Genomic DNA, 17,762 nt, shown 5'->3' with positions numbered 1-17,762 from the left:
GTCGATCAGTGCGAAGCCCCATCGAGCCAGACTGGGCGGAGGTGACGGCATGAGCCGGTACGTGGTGATCGGCGCCGGCGCGGTCGGCGGGCTGCTGGCCGCGCAGCTGCATCTGGCCGGCATCGACACCGTGCTCGTCGCCCGCGGCGCCCAGCTCGCCGCGATCCGGGCCGGCGGGCTGCGGATCCGCCGCCCGCACGGCGACGACGTCGTGCCGGTGCCGGTCGCCGGCGGCCCCGGGGAGGTGCGCCTGTCCACCGCTGACGTGCTCGTGCTGGCGACCAAGGCCCAGGACGCGGACGCGGCCCTGGCCGACTGGGCGTGGCAGCCGGTCGCCGACCCCACCGGCGGGCCGGCGCGCCTCGGCGCGGACCTGCCGGTGCTGACCCTGCAGAACGGCCTGGCCACGGAGGAGGCGGCGCTGCGGCGGTTCCGGCAGGTGTACGGCGGCACCGTCGCCGTCGCCGCCAGCTACCTGGTCCCGGGAGAGGTGGTGAACCCGTCGCACCCCGTCGTCGGCGCCGTGTGGCTCGGCCGTTACCCGGACCGGCCCGACCCGGCCCAGGAGCGCTTCGCCAGGGACCTCACCGCCGCCGGGTTCGCCGCGCACAGCGTGCCCGACATCTCCGCCTGGAAGGCCCGCAAGCTGCTGGGCAACGTCCGCAACGGCCTCGACCTGCTCGACGGTACCGCGCAGGAGAAGACCCGGGCCGGCGAGCTGCTCGTCGCCGAGGCCGAGGCGGCGTACGCGGCCGCCGGGATCACCCCGGCCCCGGCGGAGGCCATGCGCGCCGGCGCCGACCTCAGCTTCGCGCCCGTCCCCGGCCACGTGCCGGGAAGGCTGTCGACCTGGCAGAGCTTCGCCCGTGGCACGTCGAGCGAGGTCGACCATCTCAACGGCGAGATCGTGCGGCTGGGGCGGCGCGCCGGCGTGCCGACGCCGGTCAACGAGCGGCTGCAGCGGCTGCTCGGGGCGCAGGCGGCCGCCGATGCGCCGCCCGGGACCCACCAGGTGGGCGAGCTGCTGGCGGCGAACGCCGTTGTCTAGCCCGGCGGCGCTGTTCACCGACCGGTCCGGCTGGGCGCCGGACGGGCCGCCGCGGGCGGTCGTGCGGGCCCGGACCGTCGCCGACGTCCAGCGCACCCTGGCCGAGGCCAGCCGCACCGGCACGCCGGTCGTCACCCGCGGCGCCGGCACCGGGCTGGCCGGCGGCGCGGTCGCCGGCCCGGGGGCGATCGTGCTCGACGTGTCCGGGCTCGACCGCATCCTCGGCATCGACCCGGTCGACGGCATCGCCCGCGTCGAGCCCGGCGTGATCACCGCCGAGCTGGACCGGGCCGCCGCCGAGCACGGCCTGATGTTCGCCCCCGACCCGGGCAGCGTCGCCATCTGCACCGTGGGCGGCAACATCGCCACCAACGCCGGCGGCCTGCGGGGCGCCAAGTACGGCGTCACCCGCGACAGCGTCCTCGCCCTCGACGTCGTGCTGGCCGACGGCACCCTGCTGCGCCTGGGCCGCGACACCGTCAAGGGCGTCGTCGGCCTCGACCTGGCCGGCCTGGTCGTCGGGTCGGAGGGCACGCTCGGCGTGGTGGTGGGCGCGACGCTGCGGCTGCTGCCCCGCCCGACGCGGGTGGCCACCGCGGTGGCCTACTTCGCCTCGGTCGCCGCCGCCGCGGGCGCCGCGACCGCGCTGGGCGCCGCCGGCCTGCGCCCGGCGGTGCTGGAACTCGTCGACGGCAAGACCCTGGCCGCCATCGACGAGCTGCGCGGCACCGGCCACGCCGGCCGGGGCGGCGCGCTGCTGCTCGTGCAGGCCGACGGCTTCGGCGCCGGCGAGGAGATCGCGGCCGTTGCCGCCGTGCTCGGCCGCACCGCGCGGTCGGTGGAGACGACCGAGGACGCCGGCACCGCGGCGGCGCTGTCCGCGGCCCGGCGCGACGCGCTGCCGGCGATCGAGGCGAAGGGCCGGGCGCTCATCGAGGACATCGCGGTGCCGCGGTCCCGACTCGCCGAGGCGGTCGACGGCGTGCACGCGATCGCGGCCGCCACCGGCACCGACGTCTTCGTGTTCGCCCACGCCGGCGACGGCAACCTCCACCCGATCATCCTGCTCGGCCCGGGCACGGCGCCGGGCACCATCCCGCCGGCCGAGCGGCGCGCGGCCGACGACATCTTCGCCCTCGCCCTCGCCCTCGGTGGCACGGTCAGCGCCGAGCACGGCGTCGGCCTGCTCAAACGCGCCTGGCTCGAAAGGGAGCTCGGGCCGGACGTGCTCGCGCTGCAGCGGCGCATCAAAGCGGTCTTCGACCCCGCCGGCATTCTCAACCCAGGAAAGGCCATCTGACATGACCCAGCCCCCCGGACCCGTCCTCATCACCGTCGCCGAGCTCGCCGACCCTGCCCGGGGCGAGGTGCGACTGCTCGACGTGCGCTGGCGCCTGGGCGACCCGACCGGCCACGAGCAGTACCTCGACGGGCACATCCCCGGCGCCGCCTACGCCGACCTCGACACCGAGCTGGCCGCCCCACCGGCCGAGGGGCTCGGCCGCCACCCGCTGCCCGACGTGGCCGACCTGCAGGCCGCCGCCCGTCGCTGGGGCATCAACGCGGGCGACACCGTCGTCGCCTACGACGACAACGGCAACCTCGCCGCCGCCCGGGCGTGGTGGCTGCTGCGCTGGGCCGGCGTCGCCGACGTCCGGCTGCTCGACGGCGGCCTGGCCGCGTGGCGGGCCGCCGGGCACCCGATCGCGATCGGCGAGGAGCAGGGGGAGCCGGGCGACGTGGTGCTCACCGCCGGCGCGCTGCCGTCGGCGGGCCCGGACGCGGTCGCCCAGCTGGTCGCGGACGGCGGGGTGCTGCTGGACGCGAGGGCCGCCGAGCGCTACCGCGGCGAGCCCAACAGCATCGACCCGCGCCCGGGCCACATTCCCGGCGCGCTCAGCGCCCCGACCACGGAGAATCTCACCGCCGAGGGCACCTTCCGCGACCCGGCCGAGCTCGCCGAACGCTTCGCCGCCCTCGGTGTCACGCCCGGCCGCCGCGTCGGCGTCTACTGCGGCTCCGGCGTGACGGCCGCGCACGAGATCGCCGCGCTGCGGCTGGCCGGCATCGACGACGTCGTGCTGTACCCCGGTTCGTGGTCCCAGTGGGCGACCCTGCCCGGCCGCCCGGCCGTGGTCGGCGCCGGGCCCCGCCCGGAGCCGCCGCTCGTGTCGCCGGCCGAGGCGGCCCGCCGCGTCGAGGCGGGCGCGGTGCTCGTGGACGTGCGCAGCGCGCCGCGCCGGGCCGCCGACGGGGTCATTCCGGGTGCGCTCATCGCCGACCGCAACGGCCTCGGGGCGCACTTCGGGCCGGACTCGCCGCACCGGCAGGCGTCCGTCGTGGTGGTGTGCGGATCGGTCGACGGCTCCCGCCCCGTCGCCGCGGCGCTCATCGAGCAGGGATTCACCGACGTCGCGCACGTGGAGGGCGGCTTCGCCGCCTGGGCCGAGGCGGGACTGCCCGTCGAGGCCTGAGCGCAACCGGCATCGGCCGGCTGCCCGGCGCCGCGCTCAGGCGGCCCGGTGCAGCCGGCCGAACGTGCTCTGGTGGAACACCAGCGGCGCGACGCTGCGGTCGGCGTCGAGGGCATGGACGCGCAGCAGGATGATGTCGTGGTCGCCGGCCGGGATCTCGCGCTCGATGCTGCAGTCCAGCCAGGCGCAGGCGCCGTCGAGCAGGATCTCGCCGCCACGCGTCGCCCGCCACGTCACGCCGGCGAACCGGTCGACGCCCCTGGCGCTGAGCTGCCGGCCGAGGCGCTCCTGGTCCGCCGCGAGCACGCTGACGCCCAGCCGTGCCGCCCGGCGCAGGACCTGCCAGGTGCTCGACGTGCGGGCGATGCAGACCGATACCAGCGGCGGGTCCAGCGACACCGAGGTGAACGAGCTCGCGGCGAGCCCGGCCGGCACGCCGTCAACCAGCGCGGCCACGGCCGTGACCCCGCTGGGGAAGGCGCCGAAGACCCGGCGCAGCTCGGCAGGGTGCAGTACCGCGCTCATGCTCATGCTTCTATTTTCCTACTCGGAGCATAGGAATGGGCAAGGCTCGGACCGATCGAATATCGCGGTCGGTGCCGACCTCGATTTCGCATTGGACACCTCAGATATTCCCTATCAAGCTGATAGGTATGATAGGAGATGCCGTGCAGGGCGCCACCACCATTCCGCCGACCGCCTCGCCCGAGGTGGAGTTCATCAGCCTGTCGCACCTCAACCCGTCGACGGAACTGGAGCCGGTGCCGGGCCGCGGGATCGACCTGGCGTACTTCCGGCGGTACGTGCGCGCGCTGGAGGACGCGGGCTACGACTACACGCTGCTGCCGTACGGGTCGGGCAGCGCGGACTCGTTCGTCGTGGCCAGCGCGGTCGGCCAGCTCACCGAGCGGATCAGGCCGATCGTCGCGCTGCGGCCCAACACCACCTTCCCGACGGTAGGGGCGCAGAAGCTCGCCACCCTCGACCAGCTCACCGAGGGCCGCGCGGTGGTCCACCTCATCTCCGGCGGCAGCGACGCCGAGCAGGCCCGGCAGGGCGACTACCTGCCCAAGGAGCGCCGCTACGCGCGGACCTCGGAGTACATCGACATCCTGCGCCGCTCGTGGACCGAGCCCGCCCCGTTCGATCACGACGGCGAGTTCTACAAGTTCGACAGGTTCGGCCCCGGGTTCGCGCCCTACGACACCCCGATCCCGATCTCGATCGGCGGCCAGTCCGACGAGGCGTTCGCCGTCGGCGGCGCCAAGGCCGACATCTTCAGCTTCTGGGGCGAGCCGCTGGCCGACCTGCGCACCGAGATCGACCGGGTGCACACGATCGCCCGCGCCGCCGGCCGCACCACGCTGCCGCGGATCTGGGTCACGTTCCGCCCGATCATCGACCGGACCGACGAGCTGGCCTGGCGCAAGGCCCACCGCTACGTCACCCGCATCGGCGAGAACTTCCAGCGCCACGGCCTGGGCAACCAGCGGTACGGCCAGGACACCCCGCAGAACGTCGGCTCGCAGCGCGCCCTTGCATTCGCGGAGCGCTCGGAGCTCTACGACCGCGCGCTGTGGACCCGCACCGCCGCCGTCACCAACGCCGCCGGCGCTTCCACCGCCCTGGTCGGCTCGCCGGAGACGGTCGCCGCGGCGATCCTCGACTACGTCGACCAGGGCGCGTCGCTGGTGTCGATCCGCGGCTACGACACGCTTGCCGACGCCGTCGACTACGGCCGGTACATCCTGCCGCTGGTCCGTCAGGAGCTCGCCCACCGCCGCGCGACCGGCCGGCGCGGCACCCTGCAGGCCGAGCACCCCGGCAACTACGGCGCCGACTATGCGCAGTACGCCACGGCGGTCCGGCCGTGACCGGCGTCGAGGCGCCCGCGCACACGTTCGCGGCCCCGGACCTGTCCGACGCTGCCCTGGCGGCGGTGACCGCCGAGATCGCGGGGACCGCCGCGGAGTACGACCGCACCGCCGAGCTGCCCTGGGCGGGCCTGCACGCCGCGCACCGCGCCGGGCTGCTCACCGCCGCCGTCGGCCGTCAGTACGGCGGGCCCGGCGCCGGGCCGCGTGACGTCGCCCGCATCCTCACCGCCATCGGCGAGGGCGACGCCTCGGTCGGCCTGCTCGCCGCGAACCTGCTGCTGACCCACGCCGGCCAGGCCGCGCACCCGAGCTGGCCGGCCGCCGCCTACGACGACCTGCTGCGCCGCTCGCAGGACGGCCCGGCCCTGGCCAACGCCGTGCGCGCCGAGCCCGAGCTGGGCGCGCCGGCCCGCGGCGGGCTGCCGAAGACGACCGCGACCCGCACCGCCGGCGGCTGGCGGCTCAACGGGCGCAAGGCCTACGCCACCGGCGGCGCCGGCCTGGCCTACCACGTCGTGTGGGCCGTCGCCGACGAGCCGGGCGGCGACCCGCAGCGGCCCCGCGTCGGCCATGTCATCGTGCCCGGCGACCGTCCCGGCATCGACTGGGTCGACACCTGGGACCACCTCGGGCTGCGCGCCTCGAACACCCACGACGTCATCTACAGCGACGTCGAGGTCCCGGCCGACGCGTTCGTGGAGATCCCGCGCGGGCCCGACGGCGTCTACCGAGACCCCGCCGCGGCCGCCGGCCCCGGCAGCCTCGGCCACGTCTCCCTGTACGTCGGCGTCGCCCGCGCGGCCCGGTCGGCCTTCGCCGCGTTCGCGCGCGAGCGGGTGCCCGCCGCGCTGGGCCGGCCGATCGCCCAGACCGAGCGTATCCAGACGGTGGCCGGCGAGATCGATCTGCAGATCGTGCAGGCCGAGACGCTGCTGCACGGCGCGTTGCTGCGCCTGGAGGCCGGCGACCAGTCGATCCTGCCCGAGCTGTCCGCCGTCAAGGTGGCGATCGCGCGTTCGGTGATCGCCGCCACCCAGGCGGCGGTGGCGGCGCTGGGCAACCCCGGCCTGTCCCGGCACCACCCGCTGGAGCGGCACCTGCGCGACGCGCTGTGCATCCGAGTCCACCCGCCGCAGGAGGACGCCGTGCTGCTCGCGAGCGGCCGCCGGATCCTCGGCACCTGAAGCCCCCTCGAATCGAAAAGGACATTCCATGGACAAGTTTCGACTGCTGGCCGCCGGTGCCGCGCTGCTCGCGCTGGCGGGCTGCGGCGGCGGCACCGCGCCGGCTGCCGCCGGCGATGCGGGGCCGCCCAAGAGCGGCGGGACGCTGAAGGTTTCGTTCTTCCCCGACAACGCGAACCTGGCCTGCATCGACCCGTTCCAGGTGTACTGGATCGAGAGCCGCTCGATCATCCGCAACTACGCCGACTCGCTGACCGACCAGGACCCGCAGACTGGTGAGATCGTGCCATGGCTGGCGAGCAGCTGGCAGGTCAGCCCGGACGGGCTCACCTACACGTTCAAGCTGCGCGACGGGGTCACGTTCAGCAACGGCAAGAAGGTCGACGCCCAGGCCGTCGCCGACGACGCCGCGGGATGGATCGCCACGGTCAAGGAGACCAACGGCGCCGCCTACGGCGCCTCCTACGTGCAGGGCCTCACCGGCGCGACCGTCGTCGACCCGAGCACCGTCGCGTTCCACCTCAGCCGGCCGAACTCGTCGTTCCTGCAGGCGACGTCGACGACGAACCTGGCCATCACCGACCCGGCCGAGTACCGGCTGACCCCGACCGAGCGCTGCACCGGCAAGGGCGTCATCGGATCCGGGCAGTTCGTGCTCGACCACTACACCCCCAAGGTGGAGACGGTGCTCACCAAGCGCGCCGGCCACCAGTGGGGATCGGCGCTGTCGAAGAACCAGGGCGAGGCGTACCTCGACAAGGTCGTGTTCAACTACATCGCCGAGGACAGCGTCCGCACCGGCAACCTCGTCAGCGGCGCCACCGACATCGCCTGGCCGCGCAACCCCTTCACGCCGCAGGACGAGCAGCTCATCACCCGCTCCGGGGCCAAGGTCGAGCAGCGGGCGCTGCCGGGCGTGTCCTACACCCTCTTCGCCAACACCGCCGACGGGCGCGTCCTCGCCGACCCGCAGGTGCGCCAGGCGCTGAACAAGGCCATCGACCGCAAGACCTACGCGACCACCGTGTTCGGCGCGACCTACCCCGTCGTCCAGGGCGCCTTCGACGCCACCACCCCCTTCTTCGCGCCGCAGAGCGGCAAGCTCGCCTACGACCCCGACGGCGCCCAGCGCATCCTCGACGCGGCGGGCTGGAGCGTGGGCAAGGACGGCTTCCGGTTCAAGAACGGCACCCAGCTGACCATCGACTACCCGACCAGCCAGTTCACCGCCGGCTCGGAGCTGCTGCAGGCACAGCTGAAGAAGGTCGGCATCAACCTGAGCCTGCGCACCCTCACCACCGCGCAGCAGACCACGTACATCACCAACGGCGAGTACGACCTGACCGGCACGTACTTCACCCGCGCCGACCCGGGCGCCCTGCAGTTCATCCTCAACCCCGACGTGGCCAACTCCAAGGCGCTCGCCCGCCGCTCCGCCGCCCCGAATGACATCTCCAAGATCCAGGACCTGTTCGGCAAGGCGCTGCAGACCACCGACGCCGCCCAGACCAAACAGGCGTACGCCGACCTGCAGGACTACCTCATCGACGCCGGCGTCACCTTCCCGCTGTTCGAGCGGGTCCAGAAGGCCGGCGTGAGCAGCCACGTGCACGGCTTCGCCTTCACCTCCGAGAGCTTCCTGCGGCTCAACGACGTCTGGAAGGACTGATGGCCAGGTACATCGCGGGCCGGGTGGGCCAGGCCGTGGGTGTGCTGTGGGCGGCATTCACGCTGACCTTCGCGATCCTCTACCTGCTGCCGAGCGACCCGATGCAGCTGCAGCTGGCCGCCGCCGGCGTCCAGCAGGACAGCCTGACCCCCGAGCAGTACGCCGGGATGCGGCACCGGTTCGGCCTCGACGAGCCGATCTGGGCCCAGTACTGGCACCACCTGTCCGGCCTCGTGCGCGGCGACCTCGGCATCTCGCTGACCCAGGGGGTGCCGGTCACCCAGCTGATCGGCGCCCGGATCGGCCAGACGCTGCTGCTGAGCGCCTGCGCCGCCGTGGTGGCGCTGGTGGTCGGCTCGGCCCTGGCCTACCTCGCCACGTTCGTGCGTTTCCATCCGGTACGGCTGCTGCTCACCCGGCTGCCCGCGCTGGGGGCCTCGTTCCCGCAGTTCTTCGTGGCGCTCTTCCTGATCCAGTTCTTCTCGTTCCAGCTCGGCTGGTTCCCGGCCACCGGCACGCAGGGCGCGGCGTCGCTGGTGATGCCGGTGGCGACGATCTCGGTGCTCACCTCCTCCGTGCTGGCGCAGGTGCTCATCAAGACGTTCGACGAGGCCCTGGGGCAGCCCTACATCGCCACCGCGCGGGCCAAGGGCCTGTCCCGCTCGGCGGTGCACCTGCGCCACGCCTTCCGCAACGCGGCGCTGCCGGCGATGACGATCCTCGGCGTCATCGTCGGCCTCACCGTGACCAGCTCGATCGTCGTGGAGACGGTGTTCACCCGCGAGGGGCTGGGCAACCTCGCCCAGCAGTCGGTGCTGTCGCAGGACGTGCCCGTCGTGCTCGGCGTGGTCACGGTCGCCGCGAGCATCTTCGTGCTGGTCAACCTCCTCGTCGACCTGCTCTACCCGCTGCTGGACCCGAGGATCTCCTACGCCGGCGGCCGGGCACGCCCACCGGCGGCGGTCGCGGACGGAGGTGCGCTGTGATCGGGCAGCTGGCGCGCAAGCCGGTGTTCCTCGTCGCGCTGGGCTACCTGCTCTTCGTGGTGGTCTCGGCGTTCTGGCCGCGGCTGTTCACCGCGGCCGGCCCGTACGACACCCACCCCGAGGCGGCGATCCTGCCGCCCGGGCCCGGCCATCTGTTCGGCACCGACACCTACGGCCGGGACCTGTGGACGCGGGTGCTGTACGGCTCGCCGCTGACCATCGAGGCCACCCTCATCGCGCTGGGCATCGCGCTGGTGGCCGGCCTGAGCCTGGGCATCGTGTCCGGGTTCTTCGGCGGCGTCACCGACGCGCTGCTCATGCGGGTCATCGACGTGCTGCTGGCCATCCCGGGCCTGCTGCTGGCGTTGTCGATCGTCACGGCGCTGGGCTACGGCACGATCCCGGTCGCCGTGGCCGTCGGCGTCGGGATCGTGCCCGGCTTCGCCCGCACCACCCGCGCCGAGGTGCTGCGGGTCAAGACGCTGCCGTACGTCGAGGCCGCCCGGGCCGCCGGCGCCTCCTGGTCGCGGGTGCTGCTGCGGCACATCCTGCCCAACTCGTGGGGCCCGGTCGCCGTGCTCGCCGTGCTCGACGGCGGCGTGGCGATCATCGCCATCGCGTCGCTGAGCTTCCTCGGCTTCGGCGCGGCCCCGCCGGCCGCCGAGTGGGGCACCCTCATCGCCGACGGCCGCAACTACCTCGTGACGGCGTGGTGGCTGAGCCTGCTGCCCGGCCTGTTCGTCGCCCTGCTCGTGCTCAGCCTGAACCACATTTCCAAGACGCTGCAGGAGATCACGCGATGACGGCCCAGCCCCTCGTGCAGATCGCCGGACTCGACATCGGCTACGCACGGCACCGCACGCTCACCCCGGCCGTGACCGGGCTCGACCTGACCGTCAACGCGGGCGAGGTCGTCGCGATCGTCGGCGAGTCCGGCTCCGGCAAGACCACCACCGCCAACGCGCTCATCGGCCTGCTGCCGCCCAACGGCCGGATCACCGCCGGGTCCGCGCTCGTCGACGGCGTGCAGATCGCCGGGGCGAAGGAGCGCACCCTGCGCCGGCTGCGCGGCAGCGTCGTCGGGCTGATCCCGCAGGATCCGATGGTCGGGCTCAACCCCACCACGCGCGTCGGCGCCCAGGTCGGCGAGGCCGTCGCGCGGCGGGGGATCGGCGGGCCCGCGGCGCGCGAGGAGGTCGTGCGCTACCTGGACCAGGCCGGCGTGCCCGACCCCGAGTCGCGCATCCGGCAGTACCCGCACGAGCTGTCCGGCGGCCTGCGCCAGCGGGTGCTGATCGCGATTGCCCTCGCGGGCCGGCCGAAACTCATCATCGCCGACGAGCCCACCAGCGCCCTCGACGTCACCGTCCAGCAGAAGATCCTCGACCACCTCGGCGGGCTGGTCCGCGAGCAGGGCATCTCGCTGCTCGTCATCACCCACGACCTCGCCGTCGCCGCGGACCGCGCCGACCGGGTGCTGGTCATGCAGGGCGGCCGGAAGGTCGAGGAGGGCGCGCCGGGCGCGATCCTCACCGAGCCCCGTCAGGAGTACACCCGCCGGCTCATCGCCGCCGCGCCGCGCCTGGCCCACGCCGGCCAGGTCGTGCCCCGCTTCGACGTGCGCGACCAGGAGACGCCCGAGCCGATCCTCACCCTCACCGACGTGAGCAAGACCTTCGCCACCACCGACCCCCGGCGCGGCCGGCGCGGCTTCAACGCGCTGGATCGGGTCAGCGTCGCCGTGCCGCGCGGGCAGACGCACGCCCTGGTCGGCGAGTCCGGGTGCGGCAAGACCACCACCCTGCGCATCGCGCTCGGCCTCGAGGCGCCCACCAGCGGCTCCGTCGTGCTCGACGGCACCGAGATCGCCGGGCTGGGCTGGAACGAGCTGCGCCCGCTGCGCCGCACCGCCCAGCTCGTGCACCAGGACCCGTTCGCCGCCCTCGACCCCCGGTTCACCGTCCGGCAGTCGATCACCGAGCCGCTGGCCGCGTTCAAGGTCGGCGACCGCCGCGCCCGCGAGGCGCGCGCCCGGGAACTGCTCGACCAGGTCGCCCTGCCCGCCGCCTACCTCGACCGGCGCCCGGCCGAGCTGTCCGGCGGCCAGCGGCAGCGCGTGGCGATCGCCCGCGCCCTCGCGCTGCACCCGCGGCTGCTCATGCTCGACGAGCCGGTCTCCGCGCTCGACGTGCTGGTCCAGGAGCAGATCCTGCGGCTGCTGGCCGACCTGCAGCAGCGGCTGGGGCTGTCGTACCTGTTCGTCTCCCACGACCTGGCCGTCGTCGCCGAGATCGCCCACACCGTCTCGGTGCTGCACGGCGGCCGGGTCGTCGAGCAGGGGCCGGTCGCCGAGGTCTTCACCAACCCGAGCAGCCCCCACACCCGTGAGCTGCTCGACGCCGTCCCCGGCCGCGCCGCGGACCGCCGTCCGGCCGCCGACGTGCATGCCTGAGCGGCACTCGGCGCTCGCGGCCCAGTTCGCCGGTGCCCGCGCCCATCCCGGCCCGGCGGCCCTGGCCACCGTCACCGGCCTGCTCAACGGGGCCACGATGGTGCTCGGCGCGGTCGCGATCGGCTGGGCGACGGACCACCTCGTGGTGCCCTCCCTGACCGGCCGGCCCGCCTCGGCGGCCGTCTGGTGGACCAGTGCGCTGCTCATCCTGGGCGTCTCCGCGGTCCGGTGGGGCACCATCTTCGTGCGTGGCATCGCCACCGGGCGCGTGCAGTACCGGGCGCAGGCCGAGACCCGCCGGGCCGTGGCGCACCGCTACCTCGAGCTCGGGCCGGCCTGGCATCGCGGGCATCCGCCCGGCCGGCTGCTCGCGCACGCCGTGTCCGACGTGGACGCGCTGTGGTCGCCGATGCAGTTCGCGTACTTCGCCGCCGGCATGGTGTTCATGCTGCTGCTCGCACTGGCCGAGCTGTTCCTGCGCGATCCCGGGCTCGGCCTGGTCGGACTGGGGCTGGTCGGGCTCGTCCTCGCCCTCAACGCCGTATACCAGCGGCTGCTCGCGCCGCGCGCCCACGAGGCGCAGGCCGCCCGCGGCGCTGTCGGCGGCGTCGCCCACGAGTCGGTCGAGGGCGGCCCGGTGGTGCGCAGCCTCGGCCTGTCCGCGGCCGAGGACGCCCGGCTCGCGCCGGCCGTCGAGCGGCTGCGCGCCGCCAACCTGCGCATCGCGGCCGTCAGCGCGGTGTTCGACCCGCTGCTGGAGCTGCTGCCGACCGTGGCCGTGCTCGCCGTCCTGGCCGTCGGGGCGCCGTGGACCCACCCTGGCGGCCTCACCGTCGGTGACCTCGTCGGGGTGGTGTACCTGCTGATCACCATCTCCATCCCGCTCAACGTCATCAGCCGCTTCCTGTCCATGCTGCCGATGTCCGCCGCCGGCCTGGCCCGCGTCCAGGCCGTGCTGCGGCACCCGGGCCCGCCACGGCCCGGCCGGCGACGGCTGGCCGCCGGGCGCCCGCTGCGGGTCCAGCTGCGCGGCGCCGGCGTCACCCGGGACGGCCATCGCCTGCTCGACGGCGTGGACCTGGTCCTGGAGCCCGGCACGGTCACCGTGGTCGTCGGCCCCGTCGGCGCCGGCAAGACCACCCTGCTCGACCTCGCCGCCGGGCAGGACCACCCGACCGGCGGCGCCGTGCTCTTCGACGGCCTCGACGCGCGGGAGCTCGCCGAGGACGCCGTGGCGCGGGACGTCGCCGTCGTCGCCCAGACCTCGTTCCTGTTCGCCGAGTCGGTCCGCGACAACCTGGTCCTGTCCGGGCATCCCCGCCGTACCGGCCCCTACACCGAGGCCGAGCTCTGGCGCGCCCTGCGCGTGGCCGCCGCCGACGAGGTCGTGCGGGGTCTGCCCGACGGGCTCGACACCGTCGTGGGCGAGCGCGGCGCGACCCTCTCCGGCGGCCAGCGCCAGCGCATCTGCCTCGCCCGTGCCGTGCTGCGCGATCCGCGGCTGCTCGTGCTCGACGACGCCCTGTCGGCGCTCGACCCGCGCGTGGAGCGGCAGGTCCTGGCCGGGCTCGCCGAGCTGACCGCCGCCGGGGACGGCCCGACCGTGCTGCTGGCCACGAGCCGCCCGGCCGCCGTCGCGCTCGCCGACCAGGTCGTGCTGCTGGGCGCCGGCCGGATCGCGGCCGCCGGGGGCCATGCCGAACTGCTGGAGCTCGAGGAGTACCGCCGCATCGTGACCGCCTACGAGCGCTCCAGTGTCCACTGAGCCCATCCCCGGTATCCGGCCGCGGGACCTGCTCCCCGCGGCCTTGCGTGTCTCGCCGCGGCTGCGCCGGGGCCTGCTGCTCACCGGCGGGCTCGCGCTGCTCGGCGGCGCCGGCCGGGTCATCGCGCCGCTGACCGTCCAGCACGCGATCGACGCGGGGCTCACGCCGGGCGCCGTCGGGCCTGCCGTCGCCGTCGGCGGCGTGGCCGTCCTGGTGGCCGCGGTCGCCTCCACGCTGCTCAACCGCCGGCTGCACGCCCGGGTCGAGGAGGCGCTCGCCGGTGTGCGCCGGGCCGGGCTGCGCCGGTTCCACGAGATGGCGGCCGCCGCCGCCGACCGGGTGCCCACCGCCGACGTGACGGCCCGGCTCACCGCCGACGTCGACCAGGTGACCACCTTCCTGCAGGGCGGCGGCACCCAGTTCCTCACCGGCGCCGCGCAGCTGCTCGTCGCCACCGCCGTCATGCTGGCCTACAGCCCGCTGCTGGCCACGCCGGTGCTCGTGCTGGCCGCGCTGTTGTTCGGGGCGATGCTCGGCCTGCAGCGGGTGATCGCCCGCCGCTACGACCGGGCCCGCCGCGACCTGTCCGCCATGCAGGCAGCCGTGACCGAGGCCGTCCTCGGCGCGCCCGTCATCCGTGCCACCGGCACCGGCGCGCGGGCCCGGGCCAAGCTCGACTCGGCCGTCGACCGGGCCCGCGACGGCCTCGTGCGCACGCTCGCGCCGCTGCACGCCAACGCCTCGCTCGGCGAGCTGGCGATCTCCACGATGACCGTGGCGGTGCTGCTCGGCGGCGTCTGGTGGGCCCTGACCGGCGACCCGGGCCGCCCGCGCCTCACCGCCGGCCAGGTCGTGGCGATGGTGTTCCTCGTCGGCTTCTTCGTCCGCCCGCTGCAGTTCCTCGTGCAGAGCCTCGGCGAGGCGCAGAACGCGCTCACCGGCTGGCGGCGCGCGCTGGAGCTGGCGGCCGCGCCCAGCGCCGACGCCGAGGGCCGCGACGCGCTCCCGGGCGGCCCCGTCGGCGTCGGTGTCGAGCACGTATCCGCGCGCTACGGCGACGGCCCGCTCGTGCTGCGCGACGTGACGGTCCGCATCGAGCCGGGCGAGCACGTCGCCGTCGTCGGCCGCACGGGATCGGGCAAGTCCACGTTCGCCAAGCTGCTCACCCGCCGCCTTGATCCGGCCGCCGGCGCCATCCGGCTCGGCGGGGTACCGCTGCGGCGGCTGTCCGCCGCGTCGCTGGCGGGCCGGGTCGTCATCGTCCCGCAGGACCCGTTCCTGTTCGACGGCACGATCGGGCAGAACATCAGGCTCAGCTCGCCGGCCGCCACCGACCACGACGCGGTGCGCGTCCTGCGCGAGCTCGGGCTGGCCGGCTGGCTCGCGACGCTGCCCGACGGGCTGGCCACCCCGGCCGGCCTGCGCGGCGAGCGGCTCTCGGTCGGCGAGCGGCAGCTCGTCGCCCTGGCCCGCACCGCGCTGGCCGATCCGGACCTCGTCGTGCTGGACGAGGCGACGTCCGGCGTCGACCCGGCCACCGACGTCGCGGTGCAGCACGCCCTGGCCGTGCTGACCCGCGGCCGCACCACCGTCTCCATCGCCCACCGCATGATCACCGCCGTGGCCGCGGACCGGGTGCTCGTCTTCGCCGCCGGCCGCCTGGTCCAGTCCGGCAGCCACGCGGAGCTCGCCGCCCGGCCGGGCCCCTACGCCGACCTCGTCGCCGCCTGGGCAGGGGCCGAATCCTAAAAATGATCTCCTATTCAAACGGTAGGGATGGTGGGTATAGTCCGGGGTCACTGGATTTCCCTACCGCCATATGGGAGTACCCCGATGCGTCGAATCACGGCCGTCCTGGCCGGCGCGCTGCTGCTGCTCAGCACGTCGCTGGTCGCCGGCTGCGCCGATAAATCCGCCCAGCCCGCCGCCGCGTCCGGTGCGGCCGAGGAGCCGCTGCACGTGGGCTACCAGCGCTTCGGCGGCCTGAGCCTGGTCAAGGCCCGCAAGGCCGGGGCGCCCGGCACCACCTGGTCGCTGTTCGAGAGCGGCCCGGCGCTGACCGAGGGGCTCAAGGCCGGCGCCATCGACATCGGCCAGGTGGGGGAGGCCCCGCCCATCTTCGCCGCCGCCGGGAAGATCGACTTCAGGATCATCGGCACGTCCGCGCCCGTGCCGAAGGGCGAGGCCGTGCTGGTCAAGGCGAGCAAGGGGTACACCTCCTTCAAGGACCTCCGCGGCAAGAAGGTCGCCCTCAACAAGGGCTCCAACGTCAACTGGCTGCTCGTGCGCCTGCTCGAGGCCAACGGCATGACCATCAAGGACATCGACGTGCAGTACCTCAAGCCCGCCGACGCCCGCCCCGCCTTCGACAACGACCAGGTCGACGCGTGGATCATCTGGGATCCGTACTTCGCCCTCGCCGAGACGCCGGGCGTCAAGGTGCTCGTCGACGCCACCGGCCTGGCGAACAACCGCGAATACCTGCTCGTCTCCCCGCAGGCGCTGAAGACCAAGCCCGGCAAGATCCGCGAGTTCCTCAAGACCTACCGGCAGGTCACCGACTGGGGCATCGCCAACCCCGACGAGCGCGTGAAGATCCTCGCCCCGGAGCTCGGCATCCCCGAGGACGTGGCGCGCCGCGCCCTGCAGCGCAGCGCCCAGCCGCTCGCCGCGATCACCCCCGAGATCGGCGGCGAGCTGCAGCAGATCTCCGACGGCTTCACCGACCTGCAGCTGATCCCGGTCAAGGTCGACATCAAGGCCCGCGTCGACGAGCAGTTCTCGGACCTGCTGCGATGACGCTCCTCGCCCGCAACACCGCGGCCACCGCCGCCGCGCCCGTCACCGCCAGGCGGGCCCGCGCCCGGCGGTGGCGGCGCGCGGTCACCCCCGTGGTCCTGCTCGCCGCCTGGGAGGGCGGTGTCCGGGCCGGGCTGCTCGACCCCGACAAGCTCCCGGCACCGAGCGCCGTGCTGGAGGTCGGCTGGCGGCTCGCGGCTGACGGCACCCTGGGCGGCTACCTGCTCGACTCGATCCAGCGGGCGCTGCTCGGGCTGCTCGTCGGCGGCCTGCTCGGCCTCGCCCTCGGCGCGCTCGCCGGCCTCTCCCGCCTCGGCGACGATCTCGTGGACCCGACCGTGCAGATGGGCCGCATGCTGCCCCACCTCGGCCTCGTGCCGCTGCTCATCATCTGGGTGGGCATCGGGGAATCACTGAAGGTCACGCTGGTCGCGCTGGGTGCGTTCTTCCCGGTGTACCTCAACACCTATGCCGGCATCCGGAACATCGACGAGCGCCTGGTGGAGGCGGCGCGGGCCTGCGGCCTGAGCGCCCTGGAGCGCCTCCGGCACGTCGTCATCCCCGGCGCGCTGCCCTCGCTGTTCCTCGGCGTGCGGCTCGCCTTCGCCGCCGGCTGGCTCAGCCTCGTCGTCGGCGAGCAGGTCAACGGCCAGGGCGGCCTCGGCTTCATGATGATGGAGGCCCGCGAGTTCAGCCAGACCGACGTCGTCGTGCTCGGCCTGGTCGCGTACGCGCTGCTCGGCCTGGTCTCCGACCTCGCGCTGCGATACGCCGAGAGGAGGACGCTGGCATGGCGCCGGGGCCTGCGGGCGACGTAGCCGTCGCCGCCGGGGTGCGGCGCGCCTTCGGCCCGACCGTGGTCCTCGACGACGTCGACCTCACCATCGCGCGCGGCGAGGTGGTGGCGCTGCTGGGCACGAGCGGCTCGGGCAAGAGCACGCTGCTGCGCGTGCTCGCAGGCCTCGACGAGGAGGCGACCGGCACGTACCGCACCGAGGGCGCCACCGCCGTGGTCTTCCAGGAGCACCGGCTGCTGCCGTGGAAGCGGGTCGGGGCAAACGTGGCCCTGGGCGTGCGCGGCGGCGACCTGCCGGCCCGGGTCCGGGAGGCGCTTTCCGAGGTCGGCCTCGCCGATCGGGCCACCGCCTGGCCGGCCGAGCTGTCCGGCGGCCAGGCCCAGCGGGTCGCCTTCGCCCGCGCCCTCGTCCGCCGCCCGGACCTGCTCCTGCTCGACGAGCCGTTCGGCGCCCTGGACGCGCTGACCCGCCTGCGGATGCAGGGCCTGTTCGGCCGGCTGCGCGAGCATCACGGATTCGCGGCGCTGTTCGTCACCCACGACGTCGACGAGGCGCTGCTGCTCGCCGACCGCATCCTGATCCTCGACGCCGGCCGGATCGCGGAGAACCGGCCGGTGCCCCTGCCGCGCCCGCGCGCCGCCGACGCCGCCGGTTTCGCCGCCGAACGCCGCGCGCTGCTGGGGTTGCTCAACGTCCAATGACGCGCGGCA

15 protein-coding genes are annotated in these 17,762 nt (G+C 74.6%); 14 read left to right on the top strand and 1 reads right to left on the bottom strand.

Features of this window, described 5'->3' with window-relative positions; translation table 11 throughout:
• Window positions 1–49: 49 nt before the first annotated feature.
• From AB0M46_RS05220 to AB0M46_RS05210, 3 genes are read left to right on the top strand one after another with little or no spacing between them, the layout of a single operon-like run.
• Window positions 50–1,048: a 2-dehydropantoate 2-reductase gene (locus AB0M46_RS05220; RefSeq protein WP_363333037.1), complete on the top strand. Its 999-nt coding sequence runs from the start codon at window positions 50–52 to the stop codon at window positions 1,046–1,048.
• Window positions 1,041–2,348, top strand: a complete 1,308-nt coding sequence (locus AB0M46_RS05215; RefSeq protein ID WP_363333036.1) for an FAD-linked oxidase C-terminal domain-containing protein — start codon at window positions 1,041–1,043, stop codon at window positions 2,346–2,348. Before AB0M46_RS05220 ends, AB0M46_RS05215 begins: the two co-directional genes overlap by 8 nt.
• Window position 2,349: 1 nt before the next feature.
• Window positions 2,350–3,522: a rhodanese-like domain-containing protein gene (locus AB0M46_RS05210; RefSeq protein ID WP_363333035.1), complete on the top strand. Its 1,173-nt coding sequence runs from the start codon at window positions 2,350–2,352 to the stop codon at window positions 3,520–3,522.
• 36 nt (window positions 3,523–3,558) lie between these two features.
• On the opposite strand, the gene AB0M46_RS05205 is transcribed toward AB0M46_RS05210, so the two are convergent.
• On the bottom strand, window positions 3,559–4,053 hold the full coding sequence (locus AB0M46_RS05205) for a flavin reductase family protein (RefSeq protein WP_363333034.1): 495 nt from the start codon (window positions 4,051–4,053) through the stop codon (window positions 3,559–3,561).
• Window positions 4,054–4,190: 137 nt separating this feature from the next.
• Between AB0M46_RS05205 and AB0M46_RS05200 the strand changes: the two genes are divergently transcribed.
• The 11 genes from AB0M46_RS05200 (at window position 4,191) to AB0M46_RS05150 (ending at window position 17,753) form a co-directional block, all read left to right on the top strand.
• Window positions 4,191–5,396: an LLM class flavin-dependent oxidoreductase gene (locus tag AB0M46_RS05200; RefSeq protein WP_363333033.1), complete on the top strand. Its 1,206-nt coding sequence runs from the start codon at window positions 4,191–4,193 to the stop codon at window positions 5,394–5,396.
• The gene (locus AB0M46_RS05195) at window positions 5,393–6,583 is read left to right on the top strand and encodes an acyl-CoA dehydrogenase family protein (RefSeq protein WP_363333032.1); all 1,191 of its coding nucleotides are present in this window, start codon (window positions 5,393–5,395) and stop codon (window positions 6,581–6,583) included. The genes AB0M46_RS05200 and AB0M46_RS05195 overlap by 4 nt, the downstream gene beginning before the upstream one ends.
• Before the next feature lie 28 nt (window positions 6,584–6,611).
• Window positions 6,612–8,252, top strand: a complete 1,641-nt coding sequence (locus AB0M46_RS05190) for an ABC transporter substrate-binding protein (protein WP_363333030.1) — start codon at window positions 6,612–6,614, stop codon at window positions 8,250–8,252.
• A complete protein-coding gene (locus tag AB0M46_RS05185; RefSeq protein ID WP_363333029.1) occupies window positions 8,252–9,238 on the top strand; it encodes an ABC transporter permease in 987 nt (328 codons plus the stop codon). The genes AB0M46_RS05190 and AB0M46_RS05185 overlap by 1 nt, the downstream gene beginning before the upstream one ends.
• On the top strand, window positions 9,235–10,041 hold the full coding sequence (locus tag AB0M46_RS05180; RefSeq protein WP_363333028.1) for an ABC transporter permease: 807 nt from the start codon (window positions 9,235–9,237) through the stop codon (window positions 10,039–10,041). The genes AB0M46_RS05185 and AB0M46_RS05180 overlap by 4 nt, the downstream gene beginning before the upstream one ends.
• A complete protein-coding gene (locus tag AB0M46_RS05175) occupies window positions 10,038–11,690 on the top strand; it encodes an ABC transporter ATP-binding protein (protein ID WP_363333027.1) in 1,653 nt (550 codons plus the stop codon). Before AB0M46_RS05180 ends, AB0M46_RS05175 begins: the two co-directional genes overlap by 4 nt.
• Entirely contained in the window at window positions 11,683–13,455 is a 1,773-nt protein-coding gene (locus tag AB0M46_RS05170) for an ABC transporter ATP-binding protein (protein ID WP_363333026.1), read from the top strand. Before AB0M46_RS05175 ends, AB0M46_RS05170 begins: the two co-directional genes overlap by 8 nt.
• Window positions 13,445–15,205, top strand: a complete 1,761-nt coding sequence (locus AB0M46_RS05165) for an ABC transporter ATP-binding protein (protein ID WP_363333025.1) — start codon at window positions 13,445–13,447, stop codon at window positions 15,203–15,205. Before AB0M46_RS05170 ends, AB0M46_RS05165 begins: the two co-directional genes overlap by 11 nt.
• A gap of 84 nt (window positions 15,206–15,289) precedes the next feature.
• Window positions 15,290–16,255, top strand: coding sequence for an aliphatic sulfonate ABC transporter substrate-binding protein (locus tag AB0M46_RS05160; protein WP_363333024.1), 966 nt, complete (start codon window positions 15,290–15,292; stop codon window positions 16,253–16,255).
• Complete coding sequence (locus tag AB0M46_RS05155; protein ID WP_363333023.1) at window positions 16,252–17,073, top strand: ABC transporter permease; 822 nt, start codon at window positions 16,252–16,254, stop codon at window positions 17,071–17,073. Before AB0M46_RS05160 ends, AB0M46_RS05155 begins: the two co-directional genes overlap by 4 nt.
• The gene (locus tag AB0M46_RS05150) at window positions 17,046–17,753 is read left to right on the top strand and encodes an ABC transporter ATP-binding protein (RefSeq protein ID WP_363333022.1); all 708 of its coding nucleotides are present in this window, start codon (window positions 17,046–17,048) and stop codon (window positions 17,751–17,753) included. Before AB0M46_RS05155 ends, AB0M46_RS05150 begins: the two co-directional genes overlap by 28 nt.
• Window positions 17,754–17,762 lie beyond the last annotated feature (9 nt).

Source organism: Dactylosporangium sp. NPDC051485 (assembly GCF_040682015.1).
Lineage (GTDB): Bacteria > Actinomycetota > Actinomycetes > Mycobacteriales > Micromonosporaceae > Dactylosporangium.
Note: the sequence above shows the minus strand (reverse complement) of the source record. Positions and strands in the feature narration are given on the sequence as shown.